The following is a 25,501-nucleotide window of genomic DNA, read 5'->3' as shown; positions in this document are numbered from 1 at the left end:
ATTTAGAAGCTCCAGCCCACTCCCAGATTAAAGGCATCATCATCCTTGGCACCGTCTTGCTCGGTCAGGTCTGCCTTTAATACCACGGTGGGGGTTAACCAGTAATTGACACCGACATCGGTCTGCTCGATCTCGGTATCCACGGAGTTACCCGCTTTATTATCCCATTCGCTCTGACGCACAAATACGCCCAGCTTAGGTGTCACTTTATAAGACGCCTCTAAATATGCGCCCTCTTGCACATCGGTTCCCGCAGTATCAAACGCGGCACCGTCGATATCCCACTCTGCCGCCAACGCCGTCAGTGTCAGGTTGGCAATGGTGTAGCGAATATGCGCTTCCAGCAAGTTTGCCTCGCCATCCGCCGCTGCACCTTGAGAAATATCCTGCTGATGATGCGCAGTCGCAGCCACTTCCAAGCCCGCTACGCCGGTATAAGCCAAGCGCAGGGTGTAGGCCAAATCTTCAGCGGTGGCATTGGCCGATTTCTGACGACCACTGCGAACGGTCGCACCGGGATCAGCCGCTAAACCACTGTGCAGCGCGGCATTGTATTTCAAGCCGGGAAGAATCTCACCACTGAACATCACACCGGTTTCCCACCAAGTGGCAGGGATAATGTCTTTCTCGACGTTGTTGCGCTCAGTGCCGTAGAAGGTATCTGGCTCATGGGTTTCATTGATAATCCCCACGGGCACCAAAAATTGCCCCATGGTCAGGCTGTGGCCTGGTGTAAAATCCCACTGGATATAGGCTTGCTCTAGCTCAACTTCGCCAGGACCACTCCCGTCATCCGTGTCTTTCACTAAGCCGTGTTCAACTTCAAGCTCGGAGAAAAAGCGCACGGTATCGCTGAATTGGTTGCCTACGAACAATACAAAGCGATGAGCATCAACCTTGTCGTCTTTGTCTTTAAAGTGATTAAAGTGGTGTTCGCCGTAACCGCCCAAGCTCACACGACTGGCCCAGCCATTACTCATCGCACCGCTTTCAACGGCATCGGCTGTCGCTTCAACTTTGGCGTCGGTGTTCTTTTGCTCTTGCTTCAGGCGTTCAATTTCACGTTGTTGCTCTTGAATTAATTTCCACATTTCAGCAGCACTGGGGGCTTGTTCAGCCATAGCCAATGGTGCAGCAATCACAGCGCCTGCCAGCACAGCAGCAGTAAAGGGGGCTCTCATGGGTCTCTCCTAATTCTCATTTTTCTGTGTTTATTCCACAGTTGCGCGGCATCCTATCAAATCTAAATCTAAACGAAAACATTTATCATTTATATTTTGAAGCAAGACACAAAAAAACCGGCAGACCCTTTCGGGTGCCGGTTTCTGTATAACCGTAGGGCTTATTCGGCGGCGCTGGCAGCCGCCGCTTCTTTTACCAAGGGTAGCAATTCACCGCTTTCATACATTTCACAAATGATGTCGCAGCCACCAATCAACTCACCCTGAATCCACAACTGGGGAAAGGTTGGCCAGTTTGCGATTTCGGGCAACTTGGCGCGAATTTCTGGATTAGCCAGAATGTCCACAAACGCGAAACGCTCACCACAACCCATCATCGCCTGTGAGGCGCGCGCAGAAAAACCGCACTGGGGCTGATTAGGTGAACCCTTCATATAAAGGATGATCGGGTTGTTCTCAATTTGTTGTTTGATTACTTCAACTGTGTCCATATACCACCTTCTTGGAAGCGCAGCTGAGAAGCGACATCTCAGCGTGTCGAGAAAGGGCTTCATTTTATCAGGGCCGCCAATAAAAGTCCGCATCGGAGCGGTAGTTGCGGCCTAGTATTTTATCTTGCTTCCTTATATGATTTAGAACAAAGGGGCAGCAGTCGCTGCCTCTTTGCGTTTCGGCTCACTCCGAGCCTGCTTCCTTTGAAGAATTTATTAACGCGCTTGTCGCGTGGAGAGCTATTTAATGACTCAGTCGCATGTAATGAACACCTATGGTCGGCTACCCGTTAGCTTCGTCCGTGGTGAGGGCGTGCGACTGTTTGATGAGGCCGGAAAATCTTATCTAGATGCCATCAGTGGTATTGGCGTAAACGCCCTTGGCCATGCTCACCCTGCGGTTACCGAAGCCATCTGCCAACAAGCCGGCGCGCTGCTGCACACCTCTAACCTTTACAATGTGCAGCGCCAAACTCAACTGGCCGACGCCCTCTGCGACGCCAGCGGCATGAGCAATGTGTTTTTCTCCAACTCCGGCGCCGAAGCCAACGAAGCGGCCATTAAACTGGCACGGATGCACGGCCACAACCGGGGCATTGAAATTCCACACATCATTGTGATGGAAAGCGCCTTCCACGGCCGGACGCTAGCCACCATGACCGCCTCCGGCAACCGCAAAATTCAAGCGGGCTTTGAACCCTTGGTGCAAGGTTTTACTCGCGCGCCCTATGGGGATCTCGCCGCTCTGGAAAGCATTGCCAAAAACAACGACAGCGTTGCTGCGGTATTGCTAGAGCCATTACAAGGCGAAGGTGGCATTAATATGCTGCCAGAAGGCTTCCTCGCCGCACTGCGTGAACTCTGCGATGCCCATAATTGGCTGCTCATGCTAGACGAAGTGCAAACCGGCAATGGCAGAACCGGCAAATACTTTGCCTTCCAACACAGCGGCGTTATGCCCGATGTTGTTACTACCGCTAAAGGCCTGGGTAATGGCCTACCTATTGGTGCCTGTTTGGCCCACGGCGCCGCCGCAGAATTATTTAAACCCGGCAATCACGGCTCCACGTTTGGCGGTAACCCATTGGCCTGTGCCGCCGCATTGAGCGTGGTGAACACGGTCGCACAAGACAGCTTTTTGGCCGACGTTACCCAGAAAGGCGAGTTGCTGCGCCAAGGTCTGCGGGAACGGCTAGCCGACTGCGAACAGTTTGTCGAAGTTCGCGGCTTGGGTTTGATGGTGGGCATTCAATTGAAATCACCCTGTGGCCCGCTGGTCGGCAAAGCCCTTGAACAGGGCTTGCTGATCAATGTCACTTCCGAGCGCGTGGTACGCCTGCTGCCACCGCTAATTATTAATCAACAAGAGATCGACCAATTGCTCGATCTCCTCTGCCCACTCATTAAGCAGTGGTGCCCCGATGCCAGTTAAGGCGTCGTTTTATTTGTACAGGATTTGCCAGCATGGCTGTAAGACACTTTTTAACCCTGAATGATTTAAGCCCCGAAGAACTGGATCAACTCATGCAGCGCGCGATTGAACTCAAAGCGCTGCACAAGGCCCGCCAACCGGAGCCACAATTCCCTAACTATGTTCTCGGCATGGTGTTCGAGAAGGCATCGACCCGCACACGTATTTCCTTTGAGGCCGGCATGGCCCACTTCGGCGGCCACGCCATGTTTCTTTCGCCCCGTGACACCCAGCTGGGTCGCGGCGAGCCAGTAGAAGACAGCGCCCGCGTAATCTCGTCCATGTGCGACATCGTAATGATTCGCACCTTTGAGCACAGCATTATTGAACGCTTTGCCGCTAATTCTTCGGTTCCCGTTATTAATGCTCTGACCGATGATTTCCACCCCTGCCAATTACTGGCCGATATCCAAACCTTTATCGAACACCGGGGCAGCATCAAGGGCAAACAAGTGGCCTGGATTGGCGACGGCAACAATATGTGCCAGTCCTATATCAATGCCGCCTGCCAATTTGACTTCACCCTCAAAATTGCCTGCCCGGAAGGTCACGAACCCCGCGCCGACCTGCTTGAGCAAGCCGGGGACCGCGTTGAAGTATTGCGCGACCCAGCCGCGGCCGCCAAGGGCTCTGACCTGCTGGTCACGGATGTGTGGGCGTCGATGGGACAGGAAGATGAAAAAGCCGAGCGCCGTCGTGCCTTGGCCGGTTATCAAATCAATCGCGCCCTGCTCGACTGCGCCAACCCTGATGCCTTATATATGCACTGCCTGCCCGCCAAACGCGGCGAGGAAATCAGCGCCGACCTAATGGACGACCCCAAGAGCGTCATTTGGGATGAAGCCGAAAACCGCTTACATGCGCAAAAGGCATTGATTGAGTTTTTGTTAACGCACTAATCAGAATTCTTGGTGGATTAACCTCGCTCTTTTGCCCAATCAAAGAGCGAATATCTACCCCTTATTTCTCCCCAAATTCAGTTCCTGCTAAAAAAAATTTTTCTTATAAAAACTCGTTCTAGAACAACAGAACACAGACTTATCCACACCCTTTTTCCCCAAGTTCAGAAACGGCGCGGCCTGCGCGGCTTCGCCCCTTATCACCGCGCAATTTACCCACAAGTTGCCCACAAGACACCCACAATATTTAGTGCTTGCACCCCAGGATAAACCGCATTATCTTGTATCCAAGTTTTTCGAAACCCCATATATAGCGTTTTAACCCAAACAGAAACACTAGACCGAAACCAGCGCGATACAAGAGAGACACAAGCGCCCAAAAGGGCCAAAAAGTCTTCAAACTGACGCCGTTTGGTCGCCTAAAACGCCATGCTTCCACAGTATTAATCACAACAATAAGTACTGCGCATTAAGCAGTCGGTTGAAAACAAACAACAAAGCCAGCAGAGCAAGGGTCTACCATGCAAACTTATCAAGACAGCGCCAGTTCAAGTAATACCGTCCCCCCCGCCGTTCCGCAAACCGACGACCTCAGCAGCACCGCCCCAGGGCAACTGCGTGTCATCAAACGCAACGGCTCCGTAGTGCCCTACACCGACGACAAAATCAGCGTTGCCATCACCAAAGCCTTTTTGGCGGTAGAAGGCGGCAATGCAGCGGCCTCTACCCGTATTCACGAAACGGTTAAGCAACTGACCGAACAAGTGAGCGCCATTTTCAAGCGCCGTATGCCCTCTGGCGGCACCATGCACATTGAAGAAATTCAAGATCAGGTCGAGCTGGCCCTGATGCGCAGCGGTGAACACAAAATTGCCCGTGCTTACGTTCTCTATCGCGCGGCCCGTGCCGAAGAGCGCGCCCGCCAAGTACCCGAGCCCGACAAAGCCCACCCCAGCATTCGTGTAAAACAAGCCGATGGCACTTTAATCCCGCTGGATCTGGGACGCTTGGAATTTATTATTAAAGAAGCCTGCGACGGCCTGCCTGAAGTCTCTTACGAGCACGTTCTAGCGGAAGCGCTGAAAAACCTGTACGACGGTGTATCAGAGAAAGAGGTCAACACCTCACTGGTTATCACCGCCCGCGCCATGGTGGAAAAAGAGCACAACTACAGCTTGGTAACTGCCCGTTTGCTGCTGGACAAACTGCGCGCCGAAGCTCTGAACTTCCTGGGTGTGGCCGACAACGCCACCCAGCACGATATGACCGTGTACTACCCCAAAGCACTGGCTGCCTATATTGAAAAAGGCATCGAGCTGGAACTGCTGTCTCCAGAATTGCGCGACTATAATCTGGCCGAACTCGGCGCCGCCCTCAAACCAGAGCGCGACCATCAGTTCCATTACCTCGGTCTGCAAACCCTGTACGACCGCTACTTTATTCACAGCAACGATGTGCGTATTGAATTGCCACAAGTTTTCTTTATGCGCGTTGCTATGGGCTTGGCCGGACGTGAAGCCGACAAAAACGCCCGCGCGATTGAGTTCTATAACCTGCTGAGCTCCTTCGACTATATGAGCTCGACCCCAACCCTGTTCAACGCTGGCACCCTGCGTCCACAGCTTTCAAGCTGCTACCTGACCACCGTTCCAGACGACCTGCACGGCATTTACGGCGCGATTCAAGACAACGCCATGCTGTCTAAATTTGCCGGAGGTCTGGGCAATGACTGGACCCCAGTACGCGCACTGGGCGCTTACATCAAAGGCACCAACGGCAAATCGCAAGGTGTGGTTCCGTTCTTGAAAGTGGTGAACGACACCGCCGTAGCAGTTAACCAAGGTGGCAAGCGTAAAGGCGCTGTGTGTGCGTATCTGGAAACGTGGCACCTCGACATTGAAGAATTCCTCGAGCTGCGTAAAAACACCGGTGACGACCGTCGTCGTACCCACGACATGAACACCGCCAACTGGATTCCCGACCTGTTTATGAAGCGGGTTTTCCAAGACGGCGAATGGACCCTGTTCTCGCCAAACGACGTGCCCGATCTGCACGACCTGTACGGCAAAGCCTTTGAAGAGCGTTTCGAACAGTACGAAGCCATGACCCGCAGCGGTGAAATGAAGCTGTTCAAGCGCGTAAAAGCCGCTGACCTATGGCGCAAAGTGCTGTCTATGCTGTTTGAAACAGGCCACCCTTGGATCACCTTTAAAGATCCTTGTAACCTGCGCAGCCCGCAGCAGCATGTTGGTGTAGTGCACAGCTCCAACCTGTGTACTGAAATCACGCTGAACACCAACAAAGATGAAATTGCGGTTTGTAACCTCGGCTCGGTAAACCTCGCCCAACACATTGTTGATGGTGCGCTGGATATTGCCAAGCTGGAAAAAACCGTTAAAACCGCTGTGCGCATGCTCGACAACGTTATCGACATTAACTACTACAGCGTACCGCAGGCGGAAAACTCCAACTTCAAACACCGCCCTGTTGGTTTGGGCTTGATGGGCTTCCAAGATGCGCTGTACAAACTGCACATCCCTTACTCTTCAGACGAAGCCGTACAGTTTGCCGACACCTCAATGGAAGCAATCAGCTACTTTGCTATTAAATCGTCTAGCGATCTGGCGGTAGAACGTGGCCGTTACCAGAGCTACGAAGGTTCACTATGGAGCCAAGGCATTCTGCCCATCGACTCTGTACAAATCCTGCAAGAACAGCGCGGCGCCGACTTTATCGATGTAGACGTGAGCATGACCCTCGACTGGAACAGCCTGCGCGACACCGTTAAAGCCCAAGGCATGCGCAACTCCAATGTCATGGCTATTGCACCTACCGCCACCATTGCTAACATCACCGGTGTGTCGCAATCCATTGAACCGACTTACCAGAACCTGTACGTAAAATCTAACCTGTCTGGTGAGTTCACCGTTGTGAACCCCTACCTCGTTCGCGACCTGAAAGAGCGCGGCCTGTGGGATGCGGTTATGGTTAACGACCTCAAATACTACGAGGGTAGCGTTCAGAAAATTGATCGCATTCCAGACGACCTCAAAGCGCTGTACTCCACCGCCTTCGAAGTGGAGCCACGCTGGCTGGTAGACGCCGCAAGCCGCCGTCAAAAATGGATCGACCAAGCCCAGTCGCTAAACCTCTACATTGCTGGTGCATCCGGTAAGAAATTGGATATCACCTACCGCATGGCATGGCTGCGCGGCCTGAAAACCACTTACTACTTGCGCGCCTTGGCCGCCAGCAGCACCGAGAAATCTACGGTGGATCGCGGCTCAATGAACAAGGTTGCCTCCGCCCCGGTTGCCGCTCCCGTTGAGGCAGCACCGGTACCCAAGGCTTGCTCACTGGACGATCCAGACTGCGAAGCCTGCCAATAACCAACACCATCGCGAACCGGGGCGCTAAGCGCCCCGACTTAAACAACGCCGGAAACGATCACACAAAGAGGTGAATACACAATGCTGAGCTGGGACGACTTTGAAAGCGAAGATCCAATTGCGCCAATCAAACCCAACCAATCTGCGGTCGCTAAACCTGCTGAAGCCAAGGCATCTCTGGCCGAAGCCGCAAAACACAAACCCGTTGCGCAAGAAGCGGTAGAAAAGCCTGCGGCCAAACCTGCCGTAGCCAGCCAAACACCACCCGCTGCTAGCGTAGACAACAGCGCGTCTATCGTTGAGAAAGCCGCCGCTGCGGTAGAGAATCTTGACGTTGCCGCCGGTCTTGAAGAACTCGACATGGGCGCCGCGCGCCTGCGTGTGGAAGACAAGCGCATCATCAACTGCCACCTCGACCTCAACCAACTGGTTCCCTTCAAATACGACTGGGCGTGGCAAAAATACCTGGACGGCTGCGCCAACCACTGGATGCCACAAGAAGTAAACATGACCGCCGATATCGGTCTGTGGAAAAACCCAGAAGGCCTGACCGATGACGAACGCCGCATCGTAATGCGCTCGCTGGGCTACTTCTCCACCGCCGACTCACTGGTCGCCAACAATCTGGTGCTGGCCGTGTATCGCCACATCACCAACCCAGAGTGCCGCCAGTACCTGCTGCGCCAAGCCTTTGAAGAAGCCATCCACACCCACGCCTACCAATACTGCGTAGAATCATTGGGCATGGACGAAGGCGAAGTCTTCAATATGTACCGCGAGCTGCCCTCCATCGCCAAAAAAGCCGCATGGAGCCTCAAGCACACCCGCGCACTGGGCGACCCGAACTTCAAAACCGGCACCCCAGAAACTGACCAGGAACTGCTGCGTAACCTGATTGGCTTCTACGCCGTGACCGAAGGCATCTTCTTCTACTGTGGCTTCACCCAAATCCTGTCTATGGGCCGCCGCAACAAAATGACCGGTGTTGCCGAGCAGTTCCAATACATCCTGCGCGACGAGTCCATGCACCTGAACTTCGGCATCGACATGATCAACCAAATCAAACTGGAAAACCCACAACTGTGGGGCGAACAATTCCAGCAAGAAGTGGCGCAAATGATCGTAGAAGGCACCCAGATCGAAATCGAATACGCCAAAGACTCAATGCCCCGTGGCGTACTCGGCATGAACGCCGCCATGATGGAAGAGTACCTGCAATTCATCGCCAACCGCCGCCTGAACCAGCTCGGCCTTAAAGAGCAATTCCCCGGCGCGCAAAACCCCTTCCCGTGGATGAGCGAAATCATGGATTTGCGCAAGGAGAAAAACTTCTTCGAAACCCGTGTTATCGAATATCAAACGGGCGGTGCACTGAGCTGGTAAGGTCAACTCATCTGCCAAAACTTATTCCCACCCATAAAAAAACCGCTTCACAGCGGTTTTTTTAATTGGCTAGCTTCAAACTCACAATGCCATTATTTCAAATAAATCGCTTCGTACCTTTCTAAAGCATCACCCAATCCAACTGCCATTTGCTGCATATGCGGCACGGTATCGCGACAAGCGGTAAGGCCAAAATTCAGCACGCCGTCATAACTAAAGCAGGTGAAGTTAATAGCCGAGCCGTGAGTGGGAATACTCACTGGATAGAGGTGACGCAGCGGAGCGCCGAATAGGTATCGCGTTTCATTTGGGCCGGGCACATTCGACACCACAATGTTAAAGGTGGGGCGAATACGGCCCGCAAGCCCAAACAATACCGTAGCGGTATACGGAACAAGGGCCAACGAACCAAACACACCCTGCGCACCATCGGGCAGTGCGCGCAGGCGTTCTTTGGCGTCGTTGGTGGAATCCATAATGGCTTCTAAGCGCGACTGATCATCGGCGATGTTGGTGCCCAGTGTTGCCAGAATCAGCGCGATATCATTTTTGATTTCGCGGGTTCCCGGCTTGTGTAATGACACCGGAATATTGGTAGTCAGGCTTTCACGTGGAAGGGCATCATGGGTTTCTAGATATTCCCGCAGCACCGTGCCACATAGCGCCAGCACAATATCATTTAAGGAACATTCGGCAGCCTTGGCCAAATTTTTAATACGCGCCATTTCCACCGCGAAAGTGGCAAAGCGGCGCTGACCGTGAATGCGCTGATTAAGCATGGTCATTGGCGCCGAGCGCAGAGATACTAATTCATCGCCACTGCTAAACCAGGTGCGTCCCGCTTCTTTAGCGATATCTATGGCGCCGTCCAGATTCGGGATTTTCGGCAGCGTTAGTTTGCTGCGCTCTTTTAATACTGGCTTTTTACTGCGTTCTTTCTTCGCCGCCGCCCAAAATGGCATTTGCGCGGGATCATTGGCACTGGCTGAAAGACCTTCAAAAAGCAGCTTGGTGGCAGACACCCCATCAGCAAGGCAGTGATGAATTTTGATGTAAACCGCAAAACGATTGTTTTCCAACCCTTCAATCACATGCAGTTCCCACAGGGGTCTACGGAAGTCCAAACGCTGGCTGTGAATACGCGAAATCAATTGCCCCAATTCGCGCTCACCACCGGGAAAGGGCAAGGCCAAATGGCGCACATGGTATTCCATGTCGATATCAAAATTTTCTTTCAATACCGGCTTGAATTGTAAACGGCCCGGACGTTGTAAGCAGTAATTCCACGGCGGACGAAACACCTTGCAGCCACGAAACCGTGCAACTAACTCAGAAACAAATTCCTTACCTGCACCTTCTGGAAGATCAAAGATCAACAAGCCGGCAACATGCATTGGCGTTTGCGCAGATTCCAGTTGTAAAAAACTGGTATCCAAAATAGATAACTTCCTATCACCCATAGAACACACCCTGAATCGTTTTTTTAGTCTGGGTATCCTAATCTCGATTTTGTGTCATTGCCTTGTGGCAGCTGGACAGCATTTTGGGAAATTAGGTCAAATGAGGCGTTATAAAACTTGCTGTTTCACAGTTATGTAAACTGCCTTTACGATTGATGACGCTTTCGCCATTGCAATGGAGAAAACCCAGTCCATTTTTTGAAATTGCGACTGAACACCGCCACCTCGCTATAGCCAAGATGGATTGCCAACTCGGTCATACTGACATCACTGCGCAACAAATGTTCGCGAGCGAGCTGTTCCCGCGCCGACATTAAAATCTGGCTAAAACTCTGCCCTCTGGCCTTTAGGTGTTCTTGTAAAACGCGGGGATGAAGATCAACGATATGCGCGACATTATTCAGATTGCAGTCGCCGGTTGGCAACAGGGCCACCACCGCCCGCTCGACCTGTTGAGAAAGACTCAAGCCCAATGCCTCGCCGCGATCAAGACGCCAAATTCGACTTAAGCGCTCGCGCAATTCCAATTGCACCTTCACCGGCTTGAGCAATAAATTAGCGGGATATCGCAGCCGGTCATAGGCCTGCTCATAAAGAATATTCTGACCAAATAATTGAATGCAGCCAGATTCTGAAGCGGGCCGGGCCTGCCGAAGTTCTACCCGCAGTGGCGCCAACACATCGCCATAGAGTTGAGTCAAAATACGGTGTAATAACCCTAAACTGAGCTGGGCCAATTGATCGCAATCCACTTGCCTAACAAAGGCAAAATTCATGCTTAAGACCAGTTCCGCGTTTTCTTTTTCTGCGGTAATCAACACACCCCGCGCATGAAAATCCACATGCCGTTGAATCATTTCCAAGGCTCGCGCCATCGTCGATTGCAGGCACAGCATAGAGGCCAATGCACCGGTCACTTCCAAGCCCTGATAAGCCCCAAGCAGGGCACCAAAATCATCGCGAGCGCAGCGCCGCGCAGAAGAATTAAGCAAGCGCGCTAAGTTGAGATAGGAAAGATAGAGTTCACTATTTTGAAAAATCGCCGGCGGTAAACCCTGCTCAGCAATCAATTCCGCAGGGCTTTCACCCAGAGAAGCAACCAGCTCCGGGTAGCCCAGTAATGCACCGCTGCGAACCAAATAATCCACTCTTCACCCATTAAAATGGCAATATAACTCGTAAATAATCAAAAATTACTCGCAAAAAATCAAGAAATTCGACGGATATCCCCGCAGTATTATTGCCCTCTATAACAACAAGCGATCCGCAATCGGAGGCAACACCCTATGATTCCAACTCCAATCATCGACCACAAAACCCTGCTCACCCTGAATACCAATGAGCTGCCGATCTTCGAAGAAGCCATGCCCGGTGTTGATGCACAGCCGTTGTACCTCGACCCACACGAAAACGTTTGGGTTGTTCGCGCGATCTTCAAACCCGGTGTGACTCTGCCCAAGCACTACCACACCGGCACCGTGCATTTGTTCACCCTGTCTGGCAAATGGAACTACGTGGAATATCCCGACCAGCCACAAACTGCAGGCAGCTATTTGTACGAGCCCGGCGGTTCTATCCACACCTTTATGACCCCAGCGGACAACACCGAAAACACCGACACCCTGATGGTGGTTCACGGTGCCAATATCAACTTTGATGCTGAAGGTAACTATGTAGGTATTATGGATACCACATGGTTTATGCAGATTTTCGACACCTTGGTGAAAGAGCGTGGTATGGAACCGGCCAAGTACATTACGCCAGCCCAACACCGCTACACTACCGACAAGTAAGTCGCTAAATAAGCGATAAAATCGAAGCCCGGTCAAAAGATCGGGCCTACCGAGAACAATAATGACAATTTCTGAAATGCCCAAAGGCAGTCAGGGACAAAGCCCGGCTGTACCAAAATCCGTATTTATTACCGGCGCCAATGGTTTTATTGGCCGCTGCTTAATGGCACGTTACCGCGCCGTTGGCGCAGAAGTGCGCGGCATGGACTTAATGGCCGACCCCGAGCGCAATGTGATTGCCGGTGACTTAACCCGCCCCTCGGAGTGGGCCAAACACGCCGAAGGTTGCGAGCTGTTTATTAATACCGCTGCGGTAGTGTCTTTTGCCGCCGAATGGCAAACCTATAGAGACATTTCAGTGCAGGGCGTACGCAATGCCTTGGACGTGGCAATTGCGGCTAAAGCTAAGCGTTTTTTGCAATATTCCTCTGTTGCCGCCATGGGTTACGACTTCAGCGATGGCGCCGATGAAACCTGCCCCACCGTAGTTGGTGAACAACTCCGTTACGGAGTGACTAAAGCCGCCAGCGAACATTTAGTATTGGCCGCTCACGCTGCCGGCGAAATTGACTGCACCATTGTTCGCCCCGGCGATGTTTACGGCCCCGGCTCTCGCGCGTGGTTGATTGAGCCGCTAAAAATGGCTCGCGCAGGTCAATTGCTGTTACCCAATGGCGGTCAAGGCTGCTTCGCACCCGTGTTTATCGATGACCTGTTAGACGGCACCATGCTTGCCGCAGGGCTGCCAGAGGGCATCGGCCAAATCTTTATTTTATCGGGCGATGAGGCCATCAGCTGCCGCGACTTTTTTAGCCATCACTGGCAGTGGGCAGGCCGCAAAGGGGCACCGAAAAGCATCCCCTTAAAACTGGCGCTCGCCTTAACCACCACCATTTGGAATATTAATCGCAAGTTGGGACGCGCCGCCGAAGTCACGCCCGACACCATGCTGTGGTTCAGCCGCAAAGGCAATTACTGCATCGACAAAGCCCGTACCAAACTAGGCTATGAGCCCAAAGTTAAACTGGACGAAGGCTTTAAACGTTCAGAGCAGTGGCTTAAAGAAATCGGTGAGCTATAACGTTCTTTCTACAAGAAAAGATAATTTTTAGCACAAGAAAAATAGTAATTAGAGACAACAATAATGAGCACAGCAAAGCACAATCTCATCACTGGCGCAGGTAGCGGTCTAGGTTTGGGCGTGGCAACACGCGTACTGCGTCGCGGTGAAAATGTCAGCGTTTTAGATTTGGCAGTCAGCGATGAAAGCCGCGCCAAACTGGATCAAGCTGCAACTCAGGGTAAATCAAGCTGGGCGTTTTTCGAAACCAATATCACCAACGACGAGCGGGTTCACGTTGCAGTAAATGAGGCAGTAGACCAATTTGGCTCCGTCGATTTAGCACTAAACTGCGCCGGCGTAGTACTCAATAAAACCATGACCAATATGAGTGGTGAAGAGTTTAAACGAGTTGTCGACATCAACCTCAACGGCAGTTTTTACTTTGCCCACGCGCTAATACCAAAATTAAAAAGCGGTGGCAGACTGGCCTTTATCGCCTCGCTCGCCGGCTTTACCAGCAACTATGCGTACACCGCCTATGGCGCTTCTAAAGCAGGTGTTATCGCCTTGGCAAAAACCCTGCGCTATGAATATGGCGACAGTGATTTTGAGATCAGCTGTGTCTGCCCACCTGAAGTTGAAACCCCTCTAGTCTACGGTGAGCGCGCCCACGGCGACCCCATTGCACTGGCGATAAAAGAAGTGGGCGGCTGCCTGAATGCAGACTTTGCCTGTGACAAAATTCTTGAAGGATTGGACAAAGGCGATTGGTTAATTATTCCGGGCTTCCAAGCCAAGTTGTTAGCCAAAGCCTCGCGCTTTGTCCCCGAGTTTTTTACCCGCTATATCCAGCGCCTGGTCAGAACTCATCGCAAGCGCCTGTCCGCCAGTTAAACGGCTTTCGCCAAAAGGATAAAACCATGTCTGCCGACTTTCCCATTCGCAACAGCTTCACAAACCGTGGCTTAACCCTGTCTTATCTGGACTCTGCTCCGGGCGACACCGAGCGCCCCGTGGTTTTATTTCTACATGGTTTTCCCGATACCGCCGAGATGTGGCAAGCGCAAATTCAGTTTATGCACGACGCCGGTTATCGCTGCCTTGCACCAGACACCATCGGCTGCGGACACTCGCAAATTGCACCGAAATTAGCGGATTACAACGCCCGCACCATTATCGAAGACAGTGTCGCCCTAATGGATCAACTCGGCATCACCAAGGCCGATGTCGTCGGCCACGATTGGGGCGCCGCACTGGCTTGGTTGCTTACCGCATGGCATCCGGAGCGCGTTCGACGCTTGGTTGCCATGTCGGTTGGCCACCCCAGCGCCTATGCCAAATCTGGTTTGGAGCAAAAACTGGCTGGCTGGTATATCGCGTTTTTTACCCTCGGCGCCTTGGCAGAACGCCTACTGCTTGGCAGCGGTCGCTTCAGTTTACGTCGCGTATTTGGCTCCCACCCCGAAATGGACGAAGTGATGAGTCGCGTTTCCCAACCCGGACGACTCCGAGCGGCCTTGCGTATTTATCGCGCCAGCTTAGTGACGGCACTGCTGAAAACCCATCCTCGCGTCACCGTACCCACCCTCGGCATTTACAGTCGCGGCGATGTCTTTTTAGTAGAAAGCCAAATGCGCAATTCCGAAAAGTGGGTGGATGGACCTTGGCGTTTGGAAATTGTTAACGGCGGACACTGGATTCCACTGGAGCAGCCAGACTACGTTAATGCACAACTGAAGGAGCACTTTATCGACGCTTAAGTGCATTTTTCTTCTTATTTATTACTAGCAATTTTCATCATTGCCGGGGGCTCAGTCGCAATTAGTTAGCGACTTCCCAACCAAAGTTAGGTTTATCGTCGCCCCCAATTGACTAGCATCCGTTTTATTTTTCGACATCCCATTACAAAAATTCTAAGCCCACTGACAGGGCTCAATAATCTATAAGCAGAGGACAATAATGACTACGTTTTGGACGCCCGTAGAAGGCGCGCAGCATTGGGCGGAGCAACAACCAAACGCCATTTACCTGAGCCAGCCGAATAAAGGCGAAGTGCGTGACTACACGTGGGCGCAATGTCTGGATGAAGCCAAACGCATGGCCAACTACATCCAAGGCATGGACCTGCCGCAGGGCAGCCGCATTGCCGTTTTGTCCAGCAACTGCGCGCATATGATCTTAGCGGATCTGGCAATTTGGATGAGCGGTCATGTCAGCCTCCCAGTTTACCCATCGCTCAATTCAGAAACCCTTGGCTATATTCTTGAGCACAGCGAATCGCAAATGCTGTTCGTCGGTAAACTCGATAATTGGGCAAGTATGGCTCCCGGTGTTCCCGACAATATGCCAATGGTATTAATCAATGGTGCGACTCACACGGGAGTAGAGGCACCAAGCTGGGACGAAATTGTTGCCAATACCGTACCCACCGAGACGATCATTCCGCGCGATAAAGACGAACTCGCGCGAATGATTTACACCTCGGGCAGCACCGGCCAACCCAAGGGCGTCATGTGCTCGTTCACCGCACTGGAAGCCGGCTCACGAGTCATTGGTCACCTGCTGGAACTGACCCCTGAAGACCGGATGCTCTCTTACTTGCCACTGGCCCACGTATTTGAAGCGGCTGCAGTAGAAATGAATTCCCTGCGCCACGGCTTCCGGGTTTATTTCAGCGAAGGACTCACAACCTTTGCCACCGACCTGCAACGCGCTCGCCCCACGGTATTTCAATCGGTTCCGCGCCTGTGGGTGAAATTCCAACAGGGCGTTTTAGCGGCAGTTCCGCAGGAAAAACTCAGCGAGCTATTAGCCGATGAAAACACCGCCAAGGCCACCCAGCAAAATATTCTGACCAAACTCGGCCTGCAAGACACCCGTATTGCCGTAACCGGCTCAGCACCACTGGCACCTTCAGTGATGGAGTGGTACCGCAGCATCGGTCTGGAATTGCTGGAAGGCTACGCCATGTCTGAAGACTTTGCCTATTCTCACCTCTCCTTCCCCAACCGTTCGCGCATCGGCTACGTGGGCGAGGCCGTTCCCGGTGTAGAGCGTCGCCTTTCTGAACAGGGCGAAGTGCAAATCAAAAGCCCCGGCGGCATGATGGGTTACTTCAAAGATGCGGAAAAAACCACTGAAGCCTATACCGATGACGGCTGGTTCCGCACTGGCGATCTCGGTGAGGTAGATGAACTGGGTCGCCTTAAAATCACTGGCCGCCTGAAAGAAATTTTCAAAACCAGCAAAGGCAAATATGTCGCCCCAGTGCCAATTGAATGCAAGATTGGTCACCCACTGGTGGAATCGGTTTGCGTAAGCGGTGCGAATCAAGCTCAGCCCTTTGTATTGTTAATGCCTAGTGCCATTGCGGGTGAAAAACTGAGCTGCAACGAGGCAAAACGCCAGTTCGAATCTGAAATCAGCGAGCTGCTGGAACAGGTGAATCAAACCCTTGATCCACACGAGGCGCTTTCATTTGCAGTCATGGTGAAAGACAGCTGGACCATTGAAAACGGTATGCTGACACCGACCATGAAAATCCGCCGCAACATTATTGAAGAGCGGTATTCTGAAACGGTTGATGCCTGGTATGCCGAGCGTAAAACCGTAGTCTGGGAATGCCCAACACTCGCCAGCGCGTAAATACCCTTCACGAAAAAAATCGCACGCAAATAAAAAGGGGCGCCCCAATTGAGCGCCCCTTTTATTAAAAAACTCAGAGTAAAAACTTCTGAGCAGAAACCTGAGCAAAGCGAGCGAAAACTTATTCGCTCTTAATCGCCAGACTCAACACCTGATCCACCAAGCTCTCCAAAGGCATCGGCCCCTGCGGCTGATACCAGTGAATACTCCACACAATTGCACCGTGCAGTAATTGCCGCAGGCAATCCGGCTCAACCGTAATCAAAGCCTCTTCTTCTGCCTTAATCAGGGTGTCGTGCCAAAGTTTAAAATACGCCCGACGACGCTCTAGAATTTTTTGCTGCAAGGGTTCAGAAAGCGCACGCCATTCATAGATCAATACCGCCGTGGCATCACCCGTTGGGCCGTGAATAAATTGCAGCTCGTTTTCGATCAAAGCGCGCACTTTATCCCGCGTGGAAGTTGCTGCCGACAAACGAACTTGCAGACGCTCCTCCATCGCGATCACCACTTCGTTCATCACCGCAAATAAGATTTCATCTTTGTTTTTAAAATGATGAAAAATACTGCCAGATAAAATGCCCACCTCGGCCGCCAGATCACGCACCGTGGTACGACTAAAGCCCTTCTGCCTAAACTGTCGCGCTGCCGCCGCCAGTAAACGCCCTTTGGGACTCTCAGGATCAGAAACACAGCCCTCATCAATCAGGCGGCGCAACAAGACTCCCATACTCACATTCGCATCTCCATCCAGCTCCAATCTGGAATCACTTGAGGAGAATTGTACCGGCTGCAGCATAAGGGGCCAAACTCCGTCTTAAATCTGGAGTTGTTTTGAAATGATTTCGTTCATGATTTCCCGCGTTCCGCCGCCAATGGAAAGAATTCGGTTATCACGATACAAGCGCTCAACAAGGCTTTCGCGCATAAAACCCATACCGCCAAAAATCTGCACCGCATCGTAAGTAATCTTATCGCTTACATCGGTGGCAAAATTCTTAGCCATCGAGATTTCTTTCATAATCTGCTCGCCATTATCCATTCTCGCGGCACAGCGATAAGCCAACTCACGACTCGCCTCTAGCTGCGTCGCCATATCCGCCAGCTTGTGGCGAATCGTTTGCAAACCTGACAATGACTGACCAAAGGCCTTGCGCTCTTTTACGTAATCAAGGCAAGCGTTTAACGCCAGCTCCGACGTCATATTGGCCATCACCGCCAAAGTCAGCCGCTCACTCTGAAAATTGGAGGTAATCATAAAGAACCCCTGATTTTCCTCGCCGATTAAATTTTCAGCCGGCACCAAACAGTCATCAAAAAACAGCTCGGCGGTATCCGAGGCCCACCAGCCCATTTTTTTCAAGGGATTACCCACGCTAAATCCGGCAGTGTCTTTCTCCACCATCAACAGGCTTACGCCCTTATAGCCCTCGCCACCGGTACGCACGGCCACGGTAAAATAATCCGCCCGCGTACCACTGGTAATAAAGGTTTTGCTGCCATTCACTCGAAAATAGTCTTTGCCATTCACGGTTTCTCGCACAGCGCGGGTTTTCAAATTAGCCACATCCGAACCGCCGCTGGGTTCAGTAATCGCCAAGGCATAAATTTTTTCTCCGGCAAGAACCTCCGGCACTACCCGCCGCTTCAACGCCTCATCGCCAAACTTCACCAGTGGCGGCAAACCGATATCCAAAGAACCCAAGCTCGCGGTTAAACCGCCCGAGCCAGCGCGCATTAGCTCCTCCAGCCAAACCACTTTTTGAAACAGATCGCCGCCGGTGCCGCCGTACTCTTCTGGGTAATTAATGCCCAGCAAACCCGCATCTCCGGTTTTTTTATACAGCTCACGGGGAAAGCTCCCCGCCTCCTCCCAGTCATCGATGAAAGGCAGGATTTCCTTACGCACAAAGCTGGACGCGGTTTCCCGAATAATTGAATGAATTTCACCAAAGTAGCTTAATGCTGCCATCTCTCACCTCTAACACCATCTAAAGACCCGAAACAGCGAACTGTACCGGATTTGATCGAATGATCATAAAATAACAAACCAAGCGCTTGCTTGGTAGTGAATTTTCTCGTTATAGTACACCCCACCAATAAATCGGGGCCTGCCTGCGGGCAAGCAAAACCGTCCAACACCGTTTTGAAGAAGGGCTATTCCTATGCCATCACTGGAATCACAGCTAGACGTTCACTCTGGGGAATTCGCCGCCAACTGCGAAAAAATGCAGGGCCATGTGACTGAATTTCGGAGCATTGAGACCAAAGTGGTTGATGCCGCCGAACGCGCCCGCGAACGCTACGCCAAACGCGGTCAGTTACTTCCTAGAGATCGCCTTAACTTGTTACTCGACCAAGGCGCGCCCTTCTTGGAGCTCTCTTCCCTCGCCGGCTTTATGATGTACGACGACAAAGACGGCACCGGAGCCGGCGCCGGCGCTATTGCCGGTATCGGTTATGTGTCTGGCGTGCGCTGCTTAATTATTGTCGATAATTTTGCCGTTAAGGGTGGCACCATTTCCCCCATCGGCTTACAGAAAAAACTGCGCCTGCAAGACATTGCCCTAGAGAATAAATTGCCGGTAGTGGCACTGGCACAAAGCGGTGGTGCGAATCTCGCCTACGCCGCAGAAATGTTTGTTGCCGGTGGCCGCACCTTTGCTAATCAAGCGCGTCTTTCTGCCGCAGGTATTCCGCAAATTACCGTAGTTCACGGCAGTGCCACGGCGGGCGGCGCTTATCAACCCGGCCTTTCTGACTACATTATTATGGTGCGCGAACAAGCCGCGATGTATCTAGCTGGGCCACCGCTGCTGAAAGCGGCGACTGGCGAAATTGCCACAGATGAAGAATTGGGCGGAGCGGAAATGCACACCGGCCAATCTGGTGTGGGTGACTATCTGGCAGAAGACGATGCCGACGGCATTCGTATTGCGCGCGATATTATGGCGCAGCTACCGTGGAATGATCAGCTTCCACAAAAATCGGCAAAAGCCTTTAAAGCGCCGCTGTATTCACCCGATGAACTGCTTGGCGTAGTTCCCAGCGATCCGAAAAAGCCTTACGACTGTCGCGAAATAATCGCCCGCATTGCCGACGGTTCTGAGTACTTAGATTTCAAACCGGAATACGACAGCCAAACCGTTTGTGGCCATATCAAAATTGAAGGCAATGCCTGTGGCGTCATCGCCAATAACGGCCCAATTACCGCGCCCGGCGCAGCCAAGGGTGGCCAGTTCATTCAACTTTGCGAGCAGAGCAATACGCCTATTTTGTTCTTGCACAATATCACCGGCTTTTTGGTCGGCACCGACCCCGAGCGCAACGGCATTATCAAACACGGCTCCAAAATGATTCAGGCGGTGGCCAACGCTAAAGTTCCAAAACTGTCGATCAATGTTGGCGGCTCCTATGGTGCCGGTAACTACGCCATGTGCGGTCGCGGCTTTGATCCGCGCTTCTTGTTCTCTTGGCCCAATAGCCGCACCTCGGTCATGGGTGGCGCGCAAGCCGGCATGGTGCTGCGCATTGTTGCTGAAGCCAAAATGAAACAAGCCGGCCAAGTGGACGAAGCCAAACTGGCCGCGATGGAAAAATCCACCTGTGAGCAAATGGAAAGCCAAACCACCGCACTGGCCTGTACCGCGCGCATGGAAGATGACGGCCTGATCGACCCACGCGACACCCGCAAAATTCTCGGCTTGTTGTTGGATATTTGCCGCGAGTCTGATCAGCGGCCTCTGCGCAGCAATACCTTCGGCATCGCCCGTTTCTAATTTAAGGGGAGAAATACATCATGCTCTTTACTCAGGAACACAATGAATTGCGCCGCTCGGTGCTGGCTTTTGTAGAAGCGGAAATGAACCCCTTTATCGAACAGTGGGAGGCCGAAGGCATCTTCCCCGCCCATGCGCTGTTTCGCAAATTAGGCGAGCGCGGCATGCTCGGCATTACCAAGCCCGAAGCCTATGGCGGAATGGGTTTGGATTACAGTTTTGAAGTGGTGTTTGCCGAAGCCATTGCCACGGCACATTGCGGCGGCGTGCCACTGGCGATTGGTGTGCAAACCAATATGGCGACACCGGCACTGGCGTCGTTTGGCAGCGATACACTGCGCGAAGAATTCCTCGCTCCCGCCATTAGCGGCGAAATGGTCGCCTCTATTGCCGTATCTGAGCCCGATGCCGGTTCCGATGTTGCCGCCATCACCACCACCGCCCGCAAAGACGGCGATGACTATATTTTAAATGGCAGCAAAATGTGGATTACCAATGCCACTCAGGCCGACTATTTCTGCGTGCTAGCCAATACCGGTGACGGCCCCAAACACGCCAATAAATCCCTGATTATCGTCCCCGCCAATACCCCCGGTGTGAGCGTGGCGGGCAAGCTGAAAAAAATGGGGATGCGCTCTTCAGATACCGCACCGGTGTTTTTTGACAATGTACGGGTGCCCCAGCGTTACCGCATTGGTGAGGAAGGCAAAGGCTTTATCTACCAAATGCAGCAGTTCCAAGAAGAGCGTCTGTTCGGCACCGCCATGGCACTGAGCCAGTTGGAAACCTGTGTAAGCAGCACCATCACCTACACACAGGAACGCAAAGCCTTTGGCCAGCCGCTGATCCACAATCAAAGCATTTACTACGCGCTGGCAGAAATGCAGAGCGAATGCGAGGCCTTGCGCTCGATTCTCTACCGCGCTACCGAATGCCATATCAACGGCGAAGATATCACCAAACTGGCTTCTATGGCCAAGCTGATGGCGGGCCGACTCAGCCGCAGCATTCCCGATAAATGCCTGCAATTCTGGGGCGGCATGGGCTATGTTGAAGAATCCATTATCAACCGTTTTTACCGTGACTCTCGCCTGGTTCCCATCGGCGGTGGCGTCGATGAAGTGATGATTGGCATTATCGCCAAGCAATTGGGCATTCACCCCGGCAAGGGGGGCTGAGTCATGAGTCTTCCTGTTTGTGAAGAAATTCTATTGCGCGAAGAAGCCGGTGTACTGCACCTGACGTTGAACCGCCCTCAGGTTCGCAATGCCATGAACCTGAAACTGGTGAACGAAGTGATGGCGACTTTTGATGCCATTGCCGATCGCAGTGATATCCGCGCTGTTGTATTACGCGGCGCCGATGCCAATTTCTGTGCGGGCGGCGACATTAAAGATATGAGCCGCGCGCGTGAAGCCGCTAGTCAAAACGATGGCGAAGATCCCTTCTTTGTTTTAAATCGCGCGTTTGGTCGCATGATTACCAAGGCCAACTATGCCCCGCAAGTTGTAATCACCCTGCTCGAAGGTGCGGTTCTCGGTGGCGGCTTCGGTCTCGCCTGTATTTCAGATATCGCCATTGCCGACATCAACGCCCAGTTTGGCTTACCGGAAACCAGTCTCGGTTTACCACCTGCGCAAATTGCCCCGTTTGTTGTTAACCGCGTCGGTTTAACTCAAGCCCGCCGACTCGTGCTAACCGGTGCGCGTTTCAAAGGGGAAGAAGCAAAAGCCTTGGGCGTGGTGCACTTTACTACCGACTCTCCCGAGGCGATGGACGAGCTACTTGCCCAGCAACTTAAACAAATTAAACGCTGTGCACCGCTGGCCAATCGTGTCACCAAAGAGCTGATTTTAAGTGTGGGACAAGTGGAGCATGAAACCCTGCTCGATAAGGCCGCACAGCAGTTCTCAACGGCAGTACAAGGCGACGAAGGCCGCGAAGGTACCCAAGCCTTTGTCGAAAAACGCGCTGCCAGTTGGGCACAGTAAGACCTGCTCAAGCGCAGAGATAAATAACAAATTGAGAAACGAGTGATGAATAGCATTCAAAAAATTCTGATTGCCAACCGTGGTGAAATTGCCGTTCGCGTTATCCGCACCGCAAAAGCACTGGGCTATAGAACTGTCGCCGTATACAGCGAGGCCGATGCCAATGCCCTGCATGTGCAAGCTGCCGATCAAGCGGTTTGCATAGGTGCCGCCCCCGTCGGCGAATCTTACCTAGTCGCGGAAAAAATTCTGGCCGCAGCCAAACAAACTGGCGCCGATGCCATTCATCCCGGCTACGGCTTTCTCTCTGAAAATGCCGGTTTTGCCCGCGATTGCGAAAACGCTGGCATCACTTTTATTGGCCCCTCGCCAGAAGCCATTGAATTAATGGGCAGCAAACGCTTATCCAAAATTGCCATGATCGAAGCTGGCGTACCTTGTATTCCCGGTTACCAAGAAAGCGATCAAGATGCTCAGCGCTTGATTAGCGAAGCCCAACGAATTGGTTTTCCGCTTATGGTCAAAGCCTCCGCCGGTGGTGGCGGTCGCGGCATGCGTTTGGTTATGGAAGAGTCAGAGCTGGAAGCCAGCATTAAAACCGCAGCCTCCGAAGCCAAAAGCGCCTTTGGCAGTGGCGAGCTAATTTTGGAACGCGCGGTTATCCAACCCCGCCATATCGAAATTCAAGTGTTTGCCGACCAACACGGAAATGCCGTGTATCTGGGTGAACGCGACTGCTCTATTCAACGCCGCCACCAAAAAGTGGTTGAAGAAGCGCCCTCGCCTTTTGTCAGCGAAGCCCTTCGCGCCCGCATGGGCGAAGCGGCGGTGAATGCCGCCAAAGCCTGCAATTATCGCGGCGCGGGCACGGTCGAATTTTTGGCCGACGCCGATGGCAATTTCTACTTTCTGGAAATGAATACCCGTCTGCAAGTAGAGCACCCCGTTACCGAATTAATTACCGGACAAGATCTGGTCGCCTGGCAAATTAAAGTCGCCGCCGGTGAAACGCTACCACTGACTCAGGAACAAATTTCGCTAACGGGTCACGCCATGGAAGTACGGCTCTACGCCGAAGACCCACGCAATAACTTTATGCCGCAAACCGGCGATGTGATCCGCTGGCAATTACCAGAGAGCGAAGGCGTGCGTATTGACCACGGTATCCGCGAGGGTCAAACCGTAAGCCCGCACTACGATCCCATGTTGGCTAAAATCATCGCCTACGGTAGCAATCGCGAAGAAGCTCGCCGCCGCTTGATCTGCGCGGTAGAAGATACGCTGTTACTAGGCGTAAACAACAACCAGCGCTTCCTCGCCAATATTTTGCGTCATCCAGTATTTGCCGAGGGCGGCGCCACCACCGCCTTTATCGAACAGCATTTTAGTGACGATGTCAGCATTCAAGCCGCCCCGCCGTCATTACAAGCCCTCGGCCTGGCTGCAATTTTGATGTACACCCATAGCGGCGTGAACAGCGCCCACAACGCCGAATTACTGAGTTGGCGAAATGGTGCCAGCGCGCCTTGGCAATATCGCCTCAGCCACGAAGGTGAAACCTATAGCGTTGAAATGAATGTGACGGCTTCAGGCCAGCAGCCAAGCTATGAAGTGCGTCAGGGCGAAAATACGCTCAGCCTGCAAATAATCAGCGCCGATGCCAAGCAATGCGTGTACATCAAAAATGGCGTGCGCGAAAAAGTCAGCTATCACATTGATGGCGACCGCTTATTGCTCAACAGTGAATTCGGCAACGCCTGCTTTGAAAACACCACTTACGCTGCCAAGAAAGGTAGCAGTGCCGGCAATGGCCGCATCCTCGCCTCGATGGACGGCGCCATTGTCGATGTCTTGGTGAAGGAAGGCGATACCGTCAGCAAGGGCCAAACCTTGGTTGTTTTAGAAGCCATGAAAATGGAACACCAACTCAAGGCCGACGTCGATGGCGTTGTTGAAAGCCTCACCGTGAAGGCCGGTGATCAAGTCAAAATCCGTCAGCTTCTGGTCAGCGTAACCGCCGACAGCGCCGAATAAATACAGGAGATAAACCATGTCATCCCTAGCAAACAAAACTATTTTTATTACCGGCGCCAGCCGTGGCATTGGCCGCGAGATCGCACTGCGCTGCGCCCGCGACGGTGCCAATATCGTTATCGCCGCCAAATCAGATGAACCCCATCCTAAACTGCCCGGCACCATCCACACCGTTGCCGCAGAAGTTGAACAAGCCGGCGGCAAAGCCTTGGCACTGAAGTTAGACGTGCGCGACGAAGCCCAAGTTCAAGCGGCGATGGAACAAGCGGCAGCCACCTTTGGCGGCATAGACGCACTGATTAATAACGCCAGCGCGATCTTTTTGGAAAACACTCAAAACACGCCAATGAAGCGTTTCGATCTGATTCACTCCATCAATACGCGCGGCACCTTGGTGTGCTCGCAAGCGGCAATTCCCTACCTGAAAAAATCCAGCAATGCACACATCATCACCCTGTCACCGCCAATCAACTTGGGCAAACACTGGCTAGGCGTGCATATTCCCTACACCGTCACCAAATACAGCATGTCGCTGATTGCCTTGGGACTAGCTGAAGAGTTGCGCCATGATGGCGTGGCCTCTAATGCACTGTGGCCACAAACCACCATCGCCACCGCAGCAGTAGAGTTCGCTATAGATAAAGCATTGCTACATTCTTCACGCACTCCGGCGATCATGGCCGATGCCGCTTATGAAATTTTGATTAGTAACAGCAAAGAAGTGACCGGCGAAACCTTTATCGACGAAACCCTGCTGCGCGAGCGTGGTGTTACGGATTTTGATCAATACAAAAATGACCCGAGTTGCACGGAAGTGGGTTTAGATATTTTTGTTGACCCCTAAAAGGAAGCCCTGATTAATTACTGCACTCGCGACATTAATCAGAACTTCCTTGTATAACTAGTTTAATAATTAGCGCGG

General features: G+C 52.5%; 20 protein-coding genes. 14 read left to right on the top strand and 6 right to left on the bottom strand.

What is annotated here, in order from left to right:
* Nucleotides 1–2: 2 nt before the first annotated feature.
* Nucleotides 3–1,181 (bottom strand): porin, encoded by a 1,179-nt coding sequence (locus tag IB286_RS07305; protein ID WP_190764036.1) that lies wholly within the window; start codon nt 1,179–1,181, stop codon nt 3–5.
* A gap of 161 nt (nt 1,182–1,342) precedes the next feature.
* Nucleotides 1,343–1,672 carry a Grx4 family monothiol glutaredoxin gene (grxD, locus tag IB286_RS07300; protein ID WP_190764034.1) on the bottom strand — a complete coding sequence of 110 codons (330 nt, stop codon included), beginning with the start codon at nt 1,670–1,672 and terminating at the stop codon, nt 1,343–1,345.
* Nucleotides 1,673–1,919: 247 nt separating this feature from the next.
* Here grxD and IB286_RS07295 point away from each other — a divergent pair, with 247 nt between their 5' ends.
* The 4 genes from IB286_RS07295 to IB286_RS07280 all read left to right on the top strand — a co-directional run bounded on the left by IB286_RS07295 (nt 1,920) and on the right by IB286_RS07280 (nt 8,814).
* Nucleotides 1,920–3,104 (top strand): acetylornithine transaminase, encoded by a 1,185-nt coding sequence (locus IB286_RS07295; RefSeq protein WP_190764032.1) that lies wholly within the window; start codon nt 1,920–1,922, stop codon nt 3,102–3,104.
* Between the two features lie 32 nt (nt 3,105–3,136).
* Entirely contained in the window at nt 3,137–4,042 is a 906-nt protein-coding gene (gene argF, locus IB286_RS07290) for an ornithine carbamoyltransferase (RefSeq protein WP_190764030.1), read from the top strand.
* A gap of 521 nt (nt 4,043–4,563) precedes the next feature.
* A complete protein-coding gene (locus tag IB286_RS07285) occupies nt 4,564–7,431 on the top strand; it encodes a ribonucleoside-diphosphate reductase subunit alpha (RefSeq protein ID WP_190764028.1) in 2,868 nt (955 codons plus the stop codon).
* Nucleotides 7,432–7,512: 81 nt separating this feature from the next.
* The gene (locus tag IB286_RS07280) at nt 7,513–8,814 is read left to right on the top strand and encodes a ribonucleotide-diphosphate reductase subunit beta (protein ID WP_190764026.1); all 1,302 of its coding nucleotides are present in this window, start codon (nt 7,513–7,515) and stop codon (nt 8,812–8,814) included.
* A 92-nt stretch (nt 8,815–8,906) separates the two neighbouring features.
* Here IB286_RS07280 and IB286_RS07275 read toward each other — a convergent pair whose 3' ends face one another.
* Together IB286_RS07275 and IB286_RS07270 are read right to left on the bottom strand one after the other, a co-directional pair.
* Nucleotides 8,907–10,274: a WS/DGAT/MGAT family O-acyltransferase gene (locus IB286_RS07275; RefSeq protein ID WP_190764024.1), complete on the bottom strand. Its 1,368-nt coding sequence runs from the start codon at nt 10,272–10,274 to the stop codon at nt 8,907–8,909.
* 146 nt (nt 10,275–10,420) lie between these two features.
* A complete protein-coding gene (locus IB286_RS07270; RefSeq protein WP_190764022.1) occupies nt 10,421–11,422 on the bottom strand; it encodes a helix-turn-helix domain-containing protein in 1,002 nt (333 codons plus the stop codon).
* A 138-nt stretch (nt 11,423–11,560) separates the two neighbouring features.
* Here IB286_RS07270 and IB286_RS07265 point away from each other — a divergent pair, with 138 nt between their 5' ends.
* The 5 genes from IB286_RS07265 to IB286_RS07245 all read left to right on the top strand — a co-directional run bounded on the left by IB286_RS07265 (nt 11,561) and on the right by IB286_RS07245 (nt 16,775).
* Nucleotides 11,561–12,067 carry a 2,4'-dihydroxyacetophenone dioxygenase family protein gene (locus IB286_RS07265; protein ID WP_190764020.1) on the top strand — a complete coding sequence of 169 codons (507 nt, stop codon included), beginning with the start codon at nt 11,561–11,563 and terminating at the stop codon, nt 12,065–12,067.
* Between the two features lie 61 nt (nt 12,068–12,128).
* The gene (locus tag IB286_RS07260) at nt 12,129–13,148 is read left to right on the top strand and encodes an NAD-dependent epimerase/dehydratase family protein (RefSeq protein ID WP_190764018.1); all 1,020 of its coding nucleotides are present in this window, start codon (nt 12,129–12,131) and stop codon (nt 13,146–13,148) included.
* 63 nt (nt 13,149–13,211) lie between these two features.
* Nucleotides 13,212–14,024 (top strand): SDR family NAD(P)-dependent oxidoreductase, encoded by an 813-nt coding sequence (locus tag IB286_RS07255; RefSeq protein WP_190764016.1) that lies wholly within the window; start codon nt 13,212–13,214, stop codon nt 14,022–14,024.
* A 26-nt stretch (nt 14,025–14,050) separates the two neighbouring features.
* A complete protein-coding gene (locus tag IB286_RS07250; RefSeq protein ID WP_190764014.1) occupies nt 14,051–14,890 on the top strand; it encodes an alpha/beta fold hydrolase in 840 nt (279 codons plus the stop codon).
* 199 nt (nt 14,891–15,089) lie between these two features.
* Nucleotides 15,090–16,775, top strand: coding sequence for an AMP-binding protein (locus IB286_RS07245; protein ID WP_190764012.1), 1,686 nt, complete (start codon nt 15,090–15,092; stop codon nt 16,773–16,775).
* A gap of 121 nt (nt 16,776–16,896) precedes the next feature.
* On the opposite strand, the gene IB286_RS07240 is transcribed toward IB286_RS07245, so the two are convergent.
* On the bottom strand, nt 16,897–17,574 hold the full coding sequence (locus IB286_RS07240; RefSeq protein ID WP_223826192.1) for a TetR/AcrR family transcriptional regulator: 678 nt from the start codon (nt 17,572–17,574) through the stop codon (nt 16,897–16,899).
* 18 nt (nt 17,575–17,592) lie between these two features.
* Nucleotides 17,593–18,747 (bottom strand): acyl-CoA dehydrogenase family protein, encoded by a 1,155-nt coding sequence (locus tag IB286_RS07235; protein ID WP_190764010.1) that lies wholly within the window; start codon nt 18,745–18,747, stop codon nt 17,593–17,595.
* Nucleotides 18,748–18,940: 193 nt separating this feature from the next.
* Between IB286_RS07235 and IB286_RS07230 the strand changes: the two genes are divergently transcribed.
* The 5 genes from IB286_RS07230 to IB286_RS07210 are packed head-to-tail and all read left to right on the top strand — an operon-like array spanning nt 18,941 to nt 25,423.
* A complete protein-coding gene (locus IB286_RS07230) occupies nt 18,941–20,554 on the top strand; it encodes an acyl-CoA carboxylase subunit beta (protein ID WP_190764008.1) in 1,614 nt (537 codons plus the stop codon).
* 20 nt (nt 20,555–20,574) lie between these two features.
* Nucleotides 20,575–21,732 (top strand): acyl-CoA dehydrogenase family protein, encoded by a 1,158-nt coding sequence (locus tag IB286_RS07225; protein ID WP_190764006.1) that lies wholly within the window; start codon nt 20,575–20,577, stop codon nt 21,730–21,732.
* 3 nt (nt 21,733–21,735) lie between these two features.
* A complete protein-coding gene (locus tag IB286_RS07220) occupies nt 21,736–22,545 on the top strand; it encodes an enoyl-CoA hydratase/isomerase family protein (protein WP_190764004.1) in 810 nt (269 codons plus the stop codon).
* A 45-nt stretch (nt 22,546–22,590) separates the two neighbouring features.
* On the top strand, nt 22,591–24,579 hold the full coding sequence (locus IB286_RS07215) for an acetyl/propionyl/methylcrotonyl-CoA carboxylase subunit alpha (protein WP_190764002.1): 1,989 nt from the start codon (nt 22,591–22,593) through the stop codon (nt 24,577–24,579).
* Nucleotides 24,580–24,595: 16 nt separating this feature from the next.
* The gene (locus IB286_RS07210) at nt 24,596–25,423 is read left to right on the top strand and encodes an SDR family oxidoreductase (protein WP_190764000.1); all 828 of its coding nucleotides are present in this window, start codon (nt 24,596–24,598) and stop codon (nt 25,421–25,423) included.
* The last annotated feature ends 78 nt before the right edge of the window (nt 25,424–25,501 follow it).

This window comes from Spongiibacter pelagi (assembly GCF_014705705.1).
In the GTDB taxonomy this organism is placed as follows: domain Bacteria; phylum Pseudomonadota; class Gammaproteobacteria; order Pseudomonadales; family Spongiibacteraceae; genus Spongiibacter; species Spongiibacter pelagi.
The sequence above is the reverse complement of the archived record's forward strand: the minus strand, read 5'-3'. Positions and strand labels throughout refer to the sequence as shown.

Bases quoted from the DNA above. Each gene is read 5' to 3' on its own strand.
- IB286_RS07305 (WP_190764036.1), bottom strand. From the start codon at position 1,181: ATGAGAGCCCCCTTTACTGCTGCTGTGCTGGCAGGCGCTGTGATTGCT.
- grxD (WP_190764034.1), bottom strand. From the start codon at position 1,672: ATGGACACAGTTGAAGTAATCAAACAACAAATTGAGAACAACCCGATC.
- IB286_RS07295 (WP_190764032.1), top strand. From the start codon at position 1,920: ATGACTCAGTCGCATGTAATGAACACCTATGGTCGGCTACCCGTTAGC.
- argF (WP_190764030.1), top strand. From the start codon at position 3,137: ATGGCTGTAAGACACTTTTTAACCCTGAATGATTTAAGCCCCGAAGAA.
- IB286_RS07285 (WP_190764028.1), top strand. From the start codon at position 4,564: ATGCAAACTTATCAAGACAGCGCCAGTTCAAGTAATACCGTCCCCCCC.
- IB286_RS07280 (WP_190764026.1), top strand. From the start codon at position 7,513: ATGCTGAGCTGGGACGACTTTGAAAGCGAAGATCCAATTGCGCCAATC.
- IB286_RS07275 (WP_190764024.1), bottom strand. From the start codon at position 10,274: ATGGGTGATAGGAAGTTATCTATTTTGGATACCAGTTTTTTACAACTG.
- IB286_RS07265 (WP_190764020.1), top strand. From the start codon at position 11,561: ATGATTCCAACTCCAATCATCGACCACAAAACCCTGCTCACCCTGAAT.
- IB286_RS07260 (WP_190764018.1), top strand. From the start codon at position 12,129: ATGACAATTTCTGAAATGCCCAAAGGCAGTCAGGGACAAAGCCCGGCT.
- IB286_RS07255 (WP_190764016.1), top strand. From the start codon at position 13,212: ATGAGCACAGCAAAGCACAATCTCATCACTGGCGCAGGTAGCGGTCTA.
- IB286_RS07250 (WP_190764014.1), top strand. From the start codon at position 14,051: ATGTCTGCCGACTTTCCCATTCGCAACAGCTTCACAAACCGTGGCTTA.
- IB286_RS07245 (WP_190764012.1), top strand. From the start codon at position 15,090: ATGACTACGTTTTGGACGCCCGTAGAAGGCGCGCAGCATTGGGCGGAG.
- IB286_RS07240 (WP_223826192.1), bottom strand. From the start codon at position 17,574: ATGCTGCAGCCGGTACAATTCTCCTCAAGTGATTCCAGATTGGAGCTG.
- IB286_RS07235 (WP_190764010.1), bottom strand. From the start codon at position 18,747: ATGGCAGCATTAAGCTACTTTGGTGAAATTCATTCAATTATTCGGGAA.
- IB286_RS07230 (WP_190764008.1), top strand. From the start codon at position 18,941: ATGCCATCACTGGAATCACAGCTAGACGTTCACTCTGGGGAATTCGCC.
- IB286_RS07225 (WP_190764006.1), top strand. From the start codon at position 20,575: ATGCTCTTTACTCAGGAACACAATGAATTGCGCCGCTCGGTGCTGGCT.
- IB286_RS07220 (WP_190764004.1), top strand. From the start codon at position 21,736: ATGAGTCTTCCTGTTTGTGAAGAAATTCTATTGCGCGAAGAAGCCGGT.
- IB286_RS07215 (WP_190764002.1), top strand. From the start codon at position 22,591: ATGAATAGCATTCAAAAAATTCTGATTGCCAACCGTGGTGAAATTGCC.
- IB286_RS07210 (WP_190764000.1), top strand. From the start codon at position 24,596: ATGTCATCCCTAGCAAACAAAACTATTTTTATTACCGGCGCCAGCCGT.